The 14,133-nt window shown below is 63.0% G+C and carries 11 protein-coding genes; 4 read left to right on the top strand and 7 right to left on the bottom strand.

The genetic code is table 11. The features are described 5' to 3' along the window. Positions 1-101: 101 nt before the first annotated feature. From SM755_RS17075 to SM755_RS17060, 4 genes are all read right to left on the bottom strand, one after another. Positions 102-3,533, bottom strand: coding sequence for a GAF domain-containing protein (locus SM755_RS17075; protein ID WP_323173721.1), 3,432 nt, complete (start codon positions 3,531-3,533; stop codon positions 102-104). Positions 3,534-3,640: 107 nt separating this feature from the next. Then, positions 3,641-5,308 (bottom strand): gamma-glutamyltransferase family protein, encoded by a 1,668-nt coding sequence (locus tag SM755_RS17070; RefSeq protein WP_323174063.1) that lies wholly within the window; start codon positions 5,306-5,308, stop codon positions 3,641-3,643. A 432-nt stretch (positions 5,309-5,740) separates the two neighbouring features. Next, a complete protein-coding gene (locus tag SM755_RS17065) occupies positions 5,741-6,811 on the bottom strand; it encodes a site-specific DNA-methyltransferase (RefSeq protein ID WP_323173720.1) in 1,071 nt (356 codons plus the stop codon). Positions 6,812-6,892: 81 nt separating this feature from the next. Further along, a complete protein-coding gene (locus SM755_RS17060) occupies positions 6,893-7,534 on the bottom strand; it encodes a hypothetical protein (RefSeq protein WP_323173719.1) in 642 nt (213 codons plus the stop codon). Positions 7,535-7,790: 256 nt separating this feature from the next. Between SM755_RS17060 and SM755_RS17055 the strand changes: the two genes are divergently transcribed. Beyond that, the gene (locus tag SM755_RS17055; RefSeq protein WP_323173718.1) at positions 7,791-8,441 is read left to right on the top strand and encodes a hypothetical protein; all 651 of its coding nucleotides are present in this window, start codon (positions 7,791-7,793) and stop codon (positions 8,439-8,441) included. Between the two features lie 247 nt (positions 8,442-8,688). On the opposite strand, the gene SM755_RS17050 is transcribed toward SM755_RS17055, so the two are convergent. Continuing rightward, positions 8,689-9,618 carry an A/G-specific adenine glycosylase gene (locus SM755_RS17050; RefSeq protein WP_323173717.1) on the bottom strand — a complete coding sequence of 310 codons (930 nt, stop codon included), beginning with the start codon at positions 9,616-9,618 and terminating at the stop codon, positions 8,689-8,691. A gap of 569 nt (positions 9,619-10,187) precedes the next feature. Here SM755_RS17050 and SM755_RS17045 point away from each other — a divergent pair. Together SM755_RS17045 and SM755_RS17040 are read left to right on the top strand one after the other, a co-directional pair. After that, the gene (locus SM755_RS17045; protein WP_323173716.1) at positions 10,188-11,039 is read left to right on the top strand and encodes a triphosphoribosyl-dephospho-CoA synthase; all 852 of its coding nucleotides are present in this window, start codon (positions 10,188-10,190) and stop codon (positions 11,037-11,039) included. Then, a complete protein-coding gene (locus SM755_RS17040; RefSeq protein WP_323173715.1) occupies positions 11,036-11,731 on the top strand; it encodes a DUF447 domain-containing protein in 696 nt (231 codons plus the stop codon). The genes SM755_RS17045 and SM755_RS17040 overlap by 4 nt, the downstream gene beginning before the upstream one ends. 128 nt (positions 11,732-11,859) lie before the next feature. On the opposite strand, the gene SM755_RS17035 is transcribed toward SM755_RS17040, so the two are convergent. Further along, positions 11,860-12,855, bottom strand: a complete 996-nt coding sequence (locus SM755_RS17035; RefSeq protein WP_323174062.1) for a hypothetical protein — start codon at positions 12,853-12,855, stop codon at positions 11,860-11,862. 222 nt (positions 12,856-13,077) lie between these two features. Here SM755_RS17035 and SM755_RS17030 point away from each other — a divergent pair, with 222 nt between their 5' ends. Beyond that, on the top strand, positions 13,078-13,269 hold the full coding sequence (locus SM755_RS17030; RefSeq protein WP_006666749.1) for a 30S ribosomal protein S17e: 192 nt from the start codon (positions 13,078-13,080) through the stop codon (positions 13,267-13,269). Between the two features lie 303 nt (positions 13,270-13,572). Here SM755_RS17030 and SM755_RS17025 read toward each other — a convergent pair whose 3' ends face one another. Beyond that, entirely contained in the window at positions 13,573-13,836 is a 264-nt protein-coding gene (locus tag SM755_RS17025) for a hypothetical protein (protein ID WP_323173714.1), read from the bottom strand. Positions 13,837-14,133 lie beyond the last annotated feature (297 nt).

Genomic DNA, 14,133 nt, shown 5'->3' with positions numbered 1-14,133 from the left:
AGTAGCCCCCAATTCCGTGGAAGGTAGTCTTCCTTCACGGTTGACTGTAAAGAGGCTGATTGTTAACTGTGTAACCGTGCTCGGTCGGATGGGTTAATTGATTAACTGTCCGTCGCGGAGAACGAGTCTTCGAACAGCGTCTCGAAGAGTTTCTGTTCGGAGGCCCGGACGTGTTTGTGAAATGCGGGCGGGGAGATTTCGAGGGAGGCCGCGATTTCTTCGCCGGTCGTGTGGCGCGGCCATTCGAAAAAGCCGCCGTGATAGGCGGTCTGAACGACCTCGCGCTGGCGATCGGTGAGTTGTTCGAGAATGGCGTTTCGGCTGGCTGGATCGAGCGATGGAGACGTGTCTGCAGGTTGGTCGCGGCGGGCGACGAGCGATGCGTGGACGTCGTTGTCGGCGAGCCCCGAAAGGAGATTGCGGACTTCGACGGCGTCTGGAACGTCGATGCGAGCGCGGGTCGAACCGTCCGCTGTGGCGACGATCGATCGGAGTGTTCCGCCGTGGGACTCGACGATAGAGCCGAGGAACGGTTCCGTGAGTTGGAGTTGGAAGAGCGTTCGTCCCTCGGCGGTGGCGATCACCGAGGCATCGACGAACCCGGATATTTCTGATAGAAAAGAGGGTGGCTCGACGGATTCGGAAGACGCCTTTGAGTCGTCCGTTCCGAACTCGGTGCTGTTGACGGAGACGAAGATGAGGGGCCCGTCCGTTCCGGTCGTCGCACCTTCGAGTTCGACGGTGGCGTCGAGTCGCGTCGCCAGCGTGGAGAGGAGCGAGCCCCGTTCGATCTCGAGTTCGACCTCGGAGCGGTCGTCCTCGGCGGCGGCCTGCCTGTGTTTGACGGTGTCGATCGCGTAGGCGATCGTTTCGCCGAGTTCGGTGAGAATGTCCCGGAGTTGTGAATCGAAGGCATCGCGGTCGTCGGCGTAGAGGGCGAGGACGCCATAGCGGAACTCGCCGTAGACCAGCGGAACGGCGTAGACGGACTGGAAGGTTTGTGAGAGCGCTTCGGCCCGCCAGTCGCCGTCGTGGACCGCATCGGCGATGTTTTCGACGTAGGTGGGCGAGCGGGTGCGGGCGGTACGGCCGGCGGGTTCGGCGGCGGAGTCGTCGACGGTTGTGACGGTGACGGCGTCGAGATAGCCGTGGTCACGACCGGCCTGGGTCCGGGGTCGAAGTTGGGTGCCGCTCGGGTCCGGAGTACCGATCCAGGCCATCGAACACGCCTCGAGTTCGGTGAGGCGGCTGCAGATGCCGCGTTCGATTTCGGAGCGCGTGTCGCTCAGCAACAGGAGTTGCTCGATGTCCTGTCGAACGCGGTTGGCGGCGTTGAGGCGCTCGAGGCGGGTGTTTTGACGTTGGAGTTCGCGCTCACGGTCGTGGAGGCGGCTGGTTCGACCGATCCGGTCGAGGGCAGCCTCAGCGGTGCGGGCGAATAGCTGGGCGAGTTCGACCGTTTCGTCGTCGTACTGCCCGGGCTCGCGCGAGGCAGCCACGAGGACGCCGTGTTCGCCGAGGGGAACGTAGAGACCGCTCCGGACGGCTGTCGACTCATCGAAGGCGAGGTCGGCGTCGGTGACATCGTCGTAGACGGCTGGCGTGCCGGAGACGAACGTCTCCCAGGTGATGCTCCCGCCGGGTTGTAATCGGGGGAGGTCGTCGACGACGGATTCGAAGGCGGTTGCGTAGGCGGCCGGCACGAGTTCGTTTTGCTGGTCGTCGAAGCGGTAGACGCCGGCATCTAAGTCGAGGACATCGCCGGCGACGTCGACGATGTATTCGCAGGCGGCCTGTTTGGATTTGACGGTGAGGAGGTGGCTCGTGGCATCGTGGAGGGCGTTGAGTGTTTCCTGATAGTGGACGCGTTCGGTGACGTCGACGGCGGTGCCGATGATGCGTTCGACAGTGGGGTCGTCACCGGTTGCTGTTGCACCGTTCTCGGGGGCTCGGTTTGCCATGATCGGCCGGCACCACGCCTCGAGAACGCGACCGTCGATCTCGTTGTGGACGTGGATGGGATATCCCTCGAGTGCGGCGCGGAAGTCGGCCCAGACCTTGGGATGGTCGTCGAAGAGGTCCAGAACCGACTTGCCGACGACTTCGGCGGGGACGGTGTCGAGACGGTTGAGCCCCTGTCCTTCGGCGAGTGTCACCGTGCCGTCGGGATCGAGCGTGAACAGAATAATGGGGGCGTTGTCGACGATCGCCTGCAGGCGTTCGGTACGGATTTCGAGTTCGCGTTCGCGTTCGATACGATCGGTCACGTCGCGGAAGTAGACGGAGATACCGGTCGGTGACGGGTAAATACGGGTCTCGATCCACCGATCGTAGGGGCCGTAGTACCGTTCCAGGGCGCGCGGTTCTTGTTGGTCCATCGCCTCGAGTGCGGCCGTCTGGAAGTCCGTCCCGTCCATGTCGGGGAATACGTCGAGGACCGGTTGGCCGAGGATTGCCTCCCGATCGACATCAAGGGTCTCCGCGGCCTGTTCGTTGACGTACGTGAACCGCCAGTCCGCATCGAGTGCGAAGAACGCGTCCGTCACGCGGCGAAACGACTCGTCGAGTTCGCGTTCGACGCGGTGGAACTCGGTGACGTCTCGAGCCGAGACGATGATGCCATCGACGAGTCCGTCCCCGAGTCGGTTCGTCAGGGTCGCCTCGTGGATACACCAGGTGTCGGATTCCGTGCCGGTCTGGTACTGGTATTCGATCGTCTCGGACGCGCCGACCGCGGCGGTCCGAACGGCCGTGATTGTCTCGCGAACCTGCGCCGTATCGTCGGGATGAATCTGCTCCAGAAAGTGTGTCCCAAGCAGCGCCTGCAGAGTGTCACCCCGGGCGTGGCCACCCGTCGGTTCGTTTCCGGTCGAGCCATCTTCAGCACCCACCGACGGACAGCAGTACGTGATCTCGCCCGTCTCGTCGAGGACGAATAACAGATCCGACGAGCGCTCCAACAGCGACCGATACCACTCCGCCTGGCCCGACTGGAGCCGTTGGACTGCACCGAACTCGACCGCCCGGCGAAGCCGATGTTCGAGCAGCGATTGCGTCTCGACTGTCTCCCGCGAGATGAACTCGACCGACGGCGAGTCGCCAGCGACTGGCGAGTCAGTGTTAGTGGTAGTGTCAGTGTCAGTATCAGTGTCGGCGTCAGCACCGGTGTCAAGACCAACATCAATGTCACCAGCCGAATCGGAGACGACGACGATCGTGAACTCGTCTGCGTGCAGCTCCGTGAATAGTGACGGATCGTCGGTGAGCAGGCAGTCCGGTTGCGATTCGGAATCCGAATCGAGTTCGAGTTCACGTGCAGCGGCGGGTTCGGCGGTATCGTCGGCGGTAGTCTCGTCGGTAGTAGGATCGTCAGTGAGATCGTCAGCGGTAGAGACGAGGAGGGCGCTGTCAGCGAGCGTCTCCGAAACGGTTCGGCGGAGCGCTGCTGAGCCAGCGACGAGGACGTGGAGCGTCTCTGGAGAGGACCACTGTGGAGGCTCGGGTGTGAGGAGCGTCTCGAGCCGATCGTTCATACACCCACTGAGTGAAGCAGCGGTAAAAACGTCGCGTCGATATGAGGTGTGGAGGAGCGGAGGTAGCTATTTCGGGGTTGCGTACCGGAGGAGAAGACCGCCGGCGTTCAAACGCCGATCGCCACGCCGTCCTTCCGGGGTTCCGTTGCGCCGGCGAGCGTCTCCCCGGTTCGGCGGACGAGCTGTGCGCCGCCGAACATGACTGGCGGGAGCACGCGAACGTCGTGTCCTCGCCGAGCGAGGTCGGCCTGCGCGGGAAGCCGTTCTTCGACGCCGAGCGTGCCGTCCTCGCGATAGCGCCACCGGGGGGCGTCGAGTGCAGCCTGGGGGGCCATCTCGTAGTCGAGAAGGTTAGAGAGCACCTGCACGTGGCCCTGGGGTTGCATATACCCACCCATCACGCCGAAGGCCAGCCAGTCGTCCGGCCCGAGTGCAGCGATCGCCGGAACGAGCGTGTGGAAGGGACGCTTGCCGGGTTCGAGCCTGTTCGGATGGTCGGGGTCGAGCGAGAACGACGCGCCGCGGTTCTGCAGCGCAATACCGGTATCGCCGGCGACGAGGCCGCTGCCGAAGCCGGCGAACCGGGAGTTGATGTAGGAAACGAGATTGCCCGCCTCGTCGCCGACGGTCAGTAAGACGGTATCGGCGTCCTCGGCGGGTGCGTTCGGGACGCCCACCGACGGCTCTCGAACGGGCGTCTCGCCTATCGCACGGGCGCGTTCGCGTGCGTAGGATTTCGAGGCGAGCGGCGGGACCGTCTCGTAGGCCGGATCGGTGATGTAGTGGTGGCCGTCGACGAAGGCCAGTTTCGTCGCCTCCGCGAAGGCGTGAATCCGTTCGGGCGAGTCGTAGGCGTACTCGCCGGCACCGATCTCCTCGGCGATGTTCAGTGCTTCGAGCGCGACGAGTCCCTGATTGTTCGGCGGGAGTTCGTAGACCGTCGCGCCGTTGTAGGTCGTCCGCACCGGCTCGACGAACTCGGGTTCGAACGAGGCGAGATCGTCGTGCGTCATCACGCCGCCGGCGTCCCGGACCTCCCCGACTATCGCGTCGGCAATCGCTCCCTCGTAGAACGCATCCGCACCCTCATCCGCAATCCGTTGGAGTGAGGCCCCGAGTTCGGGGAGCGTCACGATCTGACCCGGTGCCGGGCTCTCACCACCGAACAGGAAGGCCTCGCGAGCGTGCTCGTCGGTAAATAGCTCCTCGGCCCCGTCCCAGTGGTGGGCGATAATTGGCGAGACGGGGTACCCCTCCAGAGCGTAGTGAATCGCCGGCTCGAGCACGTCGGCGAGCGACCGCCGACCGAACTCCCGAACCGTCGCCTCCCAGCCGCGGGCGGTCCCCGGGACGGTGACCGCGTGCGGCCCGAGAAACGGCATCCGCAGATCGGTCACACCAGTCCCACCGTCGACGGCGTAGCCGCGCGACTCCGGATAGTACCGTCCCGGCTCAGCCGCCGTCTCGAGCGCTTCGGTCACGGTTTCGATCGTCGCCCCGGCCGGCGCGCCGCCGCAGGAGCGCATCGCACCGACCTCGCCGTCTGCGGTTCGATAGAGGGCGAACACGTCGCCGCCGAGCCCCGTCGAAGTCGGTTCGACGACGTTCAACGCGGCTGCCGTCGCCACGGCGGCATCGAAGGCGTTCCCACCGTCTTTTAGTATCGAAACACCCGCCTGCGCCGCGAGCGGCTGGCTGGTCGCAACCATTCCGCCGGTCGCGTACGCCGTCGAGCGCCGCGAGTCGAAGCGATCGAGTTCGATCTGATCGTTCACAGTGGTCACTATTACCACACGAACGCGACTCGTCAAAAGAACTCGTGGTCAAAAGTACCGAGACGAGGGGAGCCGGCGGAATCCGGGACGGGTACCGCGACCGGCCGCTGGGAGCAGGTAACCAGTGCGAAATCGGCCGGCACTGCGTACACTCGTCGAAAGCGACGTCCGAGAAACACGACGCTGCAAACCGTCACCGGCAGACGCGGCACCGCTCGTATCGCATCGTATCCAAATTACCATGGGGAAAGGGTACTGCGTATCGGCGGACTACCAGTCGTACAGGTGCACGACTATATCGAATGTACGGGTTGCGGGTTCGTTCTTCGATCGAAGAGCACTACCGCGCCACAACCCCGCAACTGGGACCTCTGTCCCGGTTGTGGCGGAAGTGACTTCGGCTTTACCGATCAGTGAGTCGCCCACACGAGTTCAGTTCTCGCCCGGGACGACTGGCTCGTGAACTGCACGGTACCCGTTCTCGATCGACTCGATGCCCGTCACCTCCCGAAGCAGGAGTTCGCGTTCCATTTTCGTGACGACCGGCGTCTCGTAGTGGACGGCGTCGTAGGAACACGCCGTCCCGTCCGCCCGGTGCCGTTGGCGCTCGACGAACTCGCGATGGCGCTCGAGGCGCGTTCGAGCGACCGATCGAGAGAACGACGGCACGTTCTCGACCCGGTCCTCGAAGTCGTCCAGAAACGCCGGTTCGAGTTCGTTTCCGAGCGAGTGCCGGCCGGCGCACATGGCTGCGAGCGTCGTCGTCCCGGTGCCCCAGAACGGATCGAACACGGTATCGCCGTACGTCGAATACATACTGATCAGGCGGTAGGGGATTTCGAACGGGTACGCGGCGGAGCGCTCGCGACGGTCGTCCGACGCATCCGTCTCCGGAAGGGCCTGCAGTTCGCCCTGCACGTCGGTCCACACGTCCGAAAACCAGCGGTTCCGTTCCTCCCAGAAGTACGCCGCCTCGTAGCGCCGATCCGCGCCGGGTTCGAACTCGCGGCTGTCGCCGCCGTTGCGAAAGAGCAGGATGAACTCGTGTTCGAGGGTGACGTACGCGTTCGGCGGGAGCGTGCCGCTGCCCATGAACTTGGCGGCGCTGTTGGTCGGCTTGCGCCAGAGCACGTCGGGCAGCGGATCGAAGCCGCGGGTTTCGAAGGCCTCGAGAACTCGGGCGTGATTCGGGAAGACGCGAAAGCTTCCGTCGACGGATCTGGTCGCGTCACCGACGTTGATACAGGCGATACCGCCGTCGACGAGCACGCGCTCGAGCTCGTCCCAGACGCGGTCGAGTTGGGCGTGCATGGCGTCGAACGCGCGGCGGCCGTCGCCGTCGTCGAGGGCCTCACCGATATCGGGATCGAGTTCGGTAAAGAGATCGTCCCACATCTCGATCATGGGGTACGGTGGGGATGTGACGACGAGTTCGACGGAGTCATCGTCGATCGTCTCGAGGGTCCGAGAATCGCCGACGAAGACGCGATGGGTCGTCTCCATTGCGTTCACACTGTCGGCGTCGGGCCCTTAGCTCTTCGTCAATCGCGTCGTCGGCGAGCGTGTTGAACGCAGACCGCAGACCTATTCGTCGTCGTCTTCGGTTTCGTCGTCGGCTGTGTCTGTGTCGGTGTCGGTATCTGCGTCTTCATCCTCGTCACTCGCTTCGTCTGCTTCCTCCTCGGTCCCGTCTTCGTCCATCGCTGCTTCGTCGCTCGACTCGTCTTCCTCCGTCAGATCCGTTGCCGGTTCGAACTCCTCGATCGGTTCCCAATCCTCTGTGTCACCGGCGAACCGACGCCGCAGATACGCGACGGCGGCGGCGACGCCGAGGACGAGTACCAGCCCCAGGAACCGACTCGGTGATTTCTCGGTGTCCGATTCCGACTCAGCCGTCGTCTCTTCGGTCACCTCCATGATCTCTTCGACCGGAGACTCGCCGGTTGCAGTCTCTCGAACGTCTTCGATAATCTCGGGCTCCTCGACATCTGAAAGCGGTGTCTCCTCGATGGAGGGCGACTCACGACCGGCTAGAAAGCCGACTGCTGCCCCCAGTCCGAACGCGCTCGCAGCGAGTGCGAGCGGTCGCCGTCTCGGCCCCCGCGACCCGTCAGCTTCTTCGACGGCCTCCAGAATGGAATCACGCATCGACGAGTCCAGCCCTCTGTCGATTGCTTCCTTGACAACGAGTTCGGAAAGTGTGTCCTGTTGTTTTGTGTCCGGCATAATCCGCTACGTCAACACGACCCTACATAACTCTGTGGACCGTTTTCCAGACGGCGGGCACGACCACGTGACGTAACACTATCCTACCGTGTTCAACGAGGTCCACGGGTACCCGTTGCCACAGCATCACTGAAGCAGACAGAACACACGCCAATACACTGTTTCCGGCGTATATATCCCTCTCACACCGGCCCAGCGCGCAGTAACCATCGGATAACGAAACCCCGTTCGGACCAAACGACGGCGCAGTGATATCGTGAGCGTCATCCGGCATCCGGGCGTCCTCGGGCAGCGGACCCGCCGTCGGCTCGTCGGGCTCGCCGCCGCACTGACGGTCGCCGTCGTCGAAGCGCTCGCCGTCAGCCTCTGGTTCGGCCTCGTCATCACCGCTCGGACGACCACGACGGCCCTAACCGGACTCGGGATTCTTCTCTGCGGCTCGCTTCTCCGGATCACCATTTTCGAGACGACGATTACCGACTCGGCGCCACCGCTCACACTCGAACGGGTCGGAACCGCGCTCACGCTCACCGCTGGCTGGGTCGTCTGGCTCCTCCTCGCCGAATTCCTCGGCGGCGTCGCCGGTGTCCTCGTCGCAACGGTCTGTCTCACCGGTGCCCTCACCGCTCAGTTCTGCTTCGAATGTTACGTCTTCCACTCCGTGACCCCGACTCTCTCCGCCGTGACCCCAGTCCTTTCCGCCGCGGTTCTCGCCCTCGGCGCAGCCGCGCTCCTCACAACAGCCTGGTTCGTCGACTGGACGATCGGCTCCCCGTTCGCTGAACTCGACGCCGGAATTATCGCGATTCGGATCGAAACGATCCAGCTTGCCGCGCTCGTGTTCGGCCTCTGTGCCTTCCTCGCCCACCAGCACCGCTTCCAGCGGCTCCTGGAACCCGACCTCTAACTGTATCGCTCACCGCCCCCGATCAGCCGTCGATTCGCTCGTTCGTGATGGCGTTTTGCTCCCGATACACGATCGCTCCCTGCACCGGTCTCAGCGTCGACGAAAACGGTCGTCGTATCGCCCTCGGAGACGGTCGCCGGGTTCGCCGTCCACGAGCAGTTCGAAGGTATCGGCGTCTCGGCTTGTCTCCTCGCGATCGACGGCCACGACACGCAGCCGACAACAATCGATCCCCGATACCCGTGCGTTACCGCCGGAGGCGTGCGACGACCGGTTCCGCGTTTCGGTCGAGTTCGACCAGACCGTCGGCTTCGAGATCCGTCAGTAATCCGCGGAGCCACTCGCGGCCGTACTCGCCGTTCGGCGCGTAATCGACGCGAACTCGGTGACCCAGCGTATCGAGTTCGAGTTCGTCGTACTCTCGAAGGGTTCCGATCACGCGGCCGCGGAACTGGCGGCGGCTGCCCTCGAAACTGGGCTGGGTCGGCACGTCCGGTGCGGTAAAGTCGCCGCTGGCGTAGGCGCTACACCACTCGCGCCACGGACAGCCGGCTTCGTCGCACGACGGCGTCTGCTCGCAGGCGACACCGCCGAGTTCCATGATAGCGTTGTTCCAGACTCGCGAGCGGTCGGCGGGCATGAGATCGCCCGCGGCGTCCTCGAACGCCGAATCGTCGTCGGGAACGTCGAACGCGCGGTAGAGCACGCGCTTGACGTTCGTATCGACGACCGCATCGCCGTTGTTGAACGCGAAGCTCGCGACGGCGTTTGCGGTGTACGGGCCGACGCCCATCAGCTCCTGAAGTTCGTCGGGTGACTCCGGAAAGTGGCCGTCGTAGTCCGACTCGATCTGTCCGGCGGCTTCGTGGAGATACTTCGCCCGATTGTTGTATCCCAAGCTGTGATCCGTCCAGAACCCGACGACATCGGCGCGATCGGCCGCCGCGAGTTCAGTCGTGGACGGCCAGCGCTCGAGGAACGCTTCCCAGGCCTCGACGACGCGGTCGAGTTGGGTCTGCTGGCTCATCACTTCGCTGACGAGGATCGCGTACGGGTCGTCGGTCCGTCGCCAGGGGAACTCGCGGTGGTCGGCCTCGTACCAGTCGATCAGCGCGTCGCGAACGCTGTCGCGGTCGTCGGGGAGGCTCCACGTCGGTGCTGCCTCCGTGTCAGTCATCGATGGCTCTTGGCGGATGAACGGTTTAGGGATGGTGGTGTCGATCGATCGCGACCGCTGACAACATCATCGAACGGTCGTTCGCGCATCATAGAAGGTGTCTCGCGGCTCCCGGGTTCGATCAGGAAGCCACACAGTCTCCGTCCCGCTAGAGAACGTTTATGTTCATTGCTACCATAACACATACTGTAGCAGCACCGCGAGGATACACCGGACGATCTCCGTCAATCCGTTCGCAAGAACCGATTGCGGAGGATCGGAGAAAATCGAGTATCACGTCACAGGGATACGAGATGCGTACTCCGAAGGAGAACCGAACGGTTCACCACTCGTCTTCCATGGAAGACGACGAGAAGGCCAAGTAACGGATTCCAGGTAACTGGCGTTCGTGAATCTGGCAGACGCCAGCAGGGCCGTACGGACCGTCGAACGAACTCCCGTCCGGATCCAAGTCGCGGGGCTGTCGCGTTTTTCGGCGGCACGGTTGCGTCGACAGTCGATCGTAACCGGTCCGCCGGAACGATGTCGACAACCGTACGCCTAAGCCGCCGCAGTCATTCGATCAACCCATGCGAACGCCAGCACAGAACGGCGAACTGGCACTCCTGCTCGAGGTCGCAAGCACCCCGAAACCGGGGAACGTCGACCGCCACCGCGATCTCGACGACCTGCGATTCGAACACTTTCTCGCGGGCGCGGTCGGCGCTCGGGACGGACTCGAAATGGCCGCGACCGACTCCGAAATCGGTCCCGCCTTCGAACGGGCTATCGAAGGGATGGCCGCCCAGGAGGGCGACAACACCCAGTTCGGCGCACTGCTCTTGCTCGTGCCGCTCGTTCGAGCCGCGCGGGACGGTCTCTCCCGATCAGCCGTCGAATCGGTCGTCGAGCAAACGACCGTCGCCGACGCGGCAGCCTTCTACCGCGCGTTCGAACACGTCGATGTCTTCGTCCCCGACCCGCCGGCGGACATGGCTCCGCTCGACGTTCGCCGAGGGTCCGACGCGATTCCCGCACTCGAAGCGCGCGAACTCACGCTGGTCGACGTGATGGACCGAAGCGTCCCCGGCGACGACGTCGCCCGCGAATGGACAACCGGCTTTGAGCGCTCGTTCGCCGCAGCCGACCGTCTCGAAGCAAAGTCAGGCCCGCTGCCCGATCGCGCTGCAGCGGTCTTCCTCTCCCTTCTCGCCGACCGCCCCGATACCCTGGTTGCAAACCGACACGACGAGGCCACCGCGCGGGAGGTGAGCCAGCGCGCCGCCGCGCTGGTCGACCGCAACGCCATCGCCACTGATCGGGACGCCGTCGAGACGTTCGCAACTGAACTCGTCGATCGCGGAATCAATCCGGGAACGACGGCGGATATCACCGCGGCCGGGCTTTTCATCGCCCTCGAGCACGACACGGTTGAGATATGAACGACGGCCGCGACGCGGACACACATAGCGGGGACGAAACGAGCCCCCATTCCGGGGCGATAGCCTGGCCCGCACCGCTTTCCGGCGTCACCGAATCCATCGTCACGACACTCGGCCCCAACGACCGGTGGAACGTCGCCGCACTCGGATTGTTCGCCGGCGATACCGACGCTGACGACAGCGTCGATAACGCCGATTCCAACACGGCCAGCGACAAGCGCCCACCCGAAACAGCACCAATCACCGCTCGAACCTGGGGTAATACCCGCACCCGTCGGAACTTCCACCGACAGGGCGAGGGCTACGTCCAGTTCGTCACTGACCCCGTCGTCTTCGCCGACGCCGCCCTCACGATTTATGAAGTCGAGAAACCGGTCCTCGACGCCGCTACCGCCTGGGCACGCGTCTCCGCCGATCCGGTCGATTCCGGATCCGACGACGGCACACCGTGGGAACAATGGGAGCTCGAACCGATCGAGACCGAAATCGAACGCGAGACCGTTCCCACGATCAACCGCGGCTTCAACGCCGTCATCGAAGCGACTGTCGCCGCCTCGCGACTCGGCGTTCCCGGCTACAACGAAACCACGCTTCGGAACCGACTCGAGTTCTTCGCGTCGGTCGTCGACCGCGCCGGAGGGCCGCGAGAACGGCTGGCGATCGAGCGCGTACGAGCGCACTCGGACTGGTAGTCCCGAACGGAAACCCAAAACGGTACTCGTCGTCGACAGACTGTGGCTCAGACTCTGCTACCAGTCGCTTCCGTGTTTGAGAACGATAGAACTGGGATCGAGTGAACTCGACCGGACCGTGACTGAGTTCAGGCTGTTTCGCCTGGGGTTGGCGTTCGACCGGCGTCCGGGTGATCGTCGTCGACTGGAGCGTCGTTCTCGGCCTTTTCGACGAGTTCACTGAACCGGTCGGATCGATCTTCGATCCACGACATCGTTTCGCTGTCGGTGGTTTCCTCGCGCTGTTCGACGAGGAACGTCGTGATGACGACGGTTTTGACCCAGGGTTTGACGACGCCGGCGTGGACAACCGCGACGACGCCGGCGACCAGGACCCACGAGAGCAGTTCGAACGCGGGCGGAAGAACGTCGAGGGCGACTGCGACGGGTGCAAGCAGCGTCGCCAGGACGAACGACAGGGCGTACATCCCGACGACGATCAGGAGCGTCGACCCGAGAACCGTTTTCCAGGTTTTGCCGTACAGGACGACCCCATCGCGGGCTGATGCCCACCGGTTGTCGTTCCGGTCGACAAACATGTACGCGAGGATTGCGGTGTCGAGATACCGGACGGCAAGGACGATCGATTTCTGAAGGACATCGATCAGTGCCTCGAGTTCAGATGGGATCGGAACGGGGATCAGTTCCTGAACGCGGGCAATTGAACGGGTGAACTGTTTGAGAATCGCATCGACGAGGACGTTGACACCGTAGAGGCCGGATGCGGACACGAAGTACTCCTGGACCTGCGTCGTCCCGTACGAGAGTTGGTTCTCCGGGACCTCACCCTCCTCGACGATGTGTGCGATGACGGCGACGTGTCCAGCGTTGACCATATAGAGGACGTATCGTTTGATCAACCGCCAGATATACGCAAAACTCACGAGCGCGACGAGCATGACGAGTGCGACGACGAGGATTCCACCCCCGCCGTCACCCCAGAGGAACAGGCTTCCAAGCCAGACAACCAGGGCGAGATAGATTACTCCGAGCAGTGCAAAGGCGATGCCAATAGCGAGTTGCAGGAGAACGAACGGCCACGTTTTCCTGTATACGTCCGTTGCTTCTCTGAAATGTAGCGACATCATATCAGAATGTATGTTGGTATGATTTAAATTCATTGATCTAGTGTAGAATTCTGTATTGGTGATTAGTACAAAAATAGAGAATGTTGGGGGCAAATACAGCGTCGAATACGGCGACACCGATCAGTGGAACTCGAATCCAGACACAACCCGGCGTGGAGAGCAACGAGAACAAAAACGAAAGAGAAAGGGATTAAGAGCCTCTGGACGGAACCTCCCTGCATGGCAATCAAACCGGCCTACGTCAAGAAGACCGGGAACCTCCTGCTGGAGCGGTACCCGGACGCGTTTACGACCGACTTCGAACAGAACAAAGACAGCGTCGAAAAGCTCACCAACGTCGAATCCAAGGGCGTTCGCAACCGCATCGCGGGCTATGTGACGCGAAAGAAGGGCGCGCAGGTTCCCGCATAATCCGTCGAGTTCTCGTCTTCAGTTGTCCCGGCCGGTGAGCCGATCGCTTGGCGATTACTTGGCAGTTACTTGCAAGACCAACTGAGAATCGGGCTGCATTTCGGCACTCCGTCACTACGCGAGCCACGGCGTCCGCACGTCTCCGAGCCGACAGATCGATTCTTGCGGGTCGGCCGGCAGAACGCGAGGCGGAATCGAAAGCAGAAGGCGACACTACGTCACCAGGTACACTACTAGCGGCCCGATCCATCCCCTCACCTCGTGAACGCTAGCTCCGGAAAACGAGATCTGACGCCAACGTCGTCAATAATCGAAGCCGAGTTCCATGTAGAACGCAGCAACGAGCGCGACGACCGCCACAAGCAGCGCAAACAACGAGCCAACGGTCCCGGTCAGGAGCGAGAGTTCGATACCAACGACCGGCAGTGTCGACCCCTGGAAGCCGATCCAGAAGAACAGGACCGCGATGATCGCACTGACCGCCGAGAGGATTGTCGCTCCGATACTAAACGGCGTCTCGAAGAGCCCGGGTTCGCGCGACTTCGAACTCGTCGTCGTGTCCGTCATCGGTTCGCCTCCGATCCAGTCCGGCGGGTGGTCGTCACAGCCGTCAGCGACGACGAACGCGCCGTGTTCGAACCACCGTCCGTAGTCACGGTCGATCCAGGATCCCGCCCCGCCGACGGACGCCCGGACGACACTGCCGGGCGACCGGCACTGACATCGAATCGGGTCTGTCGAGAGTTCATCGGTCGGAAGATACCGCCCCGTTTTCTTAATTTCTTCTATGGGCGTCGCAGCGACCGCGGCGCTGCGGCCGTTACCGACTCTACGGTGTGACTATCAAAAGTGCCCATATGTAAA

The organism is Natrialba sp. PRR66, assembly GCF_034808065.1.
Taxonomy (GTDB): domain Archaea; phylum Halobacteriota; class Halobacteria; order Halobacteriales; family Natrialbaceae; genus Natrialba; species Natrialba aegyptia.
This window is presented reverse-complemented; position numbering and strand designations above follow the sequence as displayed.

What these genes read in the sequence shown, in the direction of transcription:
- SM755_RS17075 (WP_323173721.1), bottom strand. Translation starts at nt 3,533, where the DNA reads ATGAACGATCGGCTCGAGACGCTCCTCACACCCGAGCCTCCACAGTGG.
- SM755_RS17065 (WP_323173720.1), bottom strand. Translation starts at nt 6,811, where the DNA reads ATGGAGACGACCCATCGCGTCTTCGTCGGCGATTCTCGGACCCTCGAG.
- SM755_RS17060 (WP_323173719.1), bottom strand. Translation starts at nt 7,534, where the DNA reads ATGCCGGACACAAAACAACAGGACACACTTTCCGAACTCGTTGTCAAG.
- SM755_RS17050 (WP_323173717.1), bottom strand. Translation starts at nt 9,618, where the DNA reads ATGACTGACACGGAGGCAGCACCGACGTGGAGCCTCCCCGACGACCGC.
- SM755_RS17045 (WP_323173716.1), top strand. Translation starts at nt 10,188, where the DNA reads ATGCGAACGCCAGCACAGAACGGCGAACTGGCACTCCTGCTCGAGGTC.
- SM755_RS17040 (WP_323173715.1), top strand. Translation starts at nt 11,036, where the DNA reads ATGAACGACGGCCGCGACGCGGACACACATAGCGGGGACGAAACGAGC.
- SM755_RS17035 (WP_323174062.1), bottom strand. Translation starts at nt 12,855, where the DNA reads ATGTCGCTACATTTCAGAGAAGCAACGGACGTATACAGGAAAACGTGG.
- SM755_RS17030 (WP_006666749.1), top strand. Translation starts at nt 13,078, where the DNA reads ATGGCAATCAAACCGGCCTACGTCAAGAAGACCGGGAACCTCCTGCTG.
- SM755_RS17025 (WP_323173714.1), bottom strand. Translation starts at nt 13,836, where the DNA reads ATGACGGACACGACGACGAGTTCGAAGTCGCGCGAACCCGGGCTCTTC.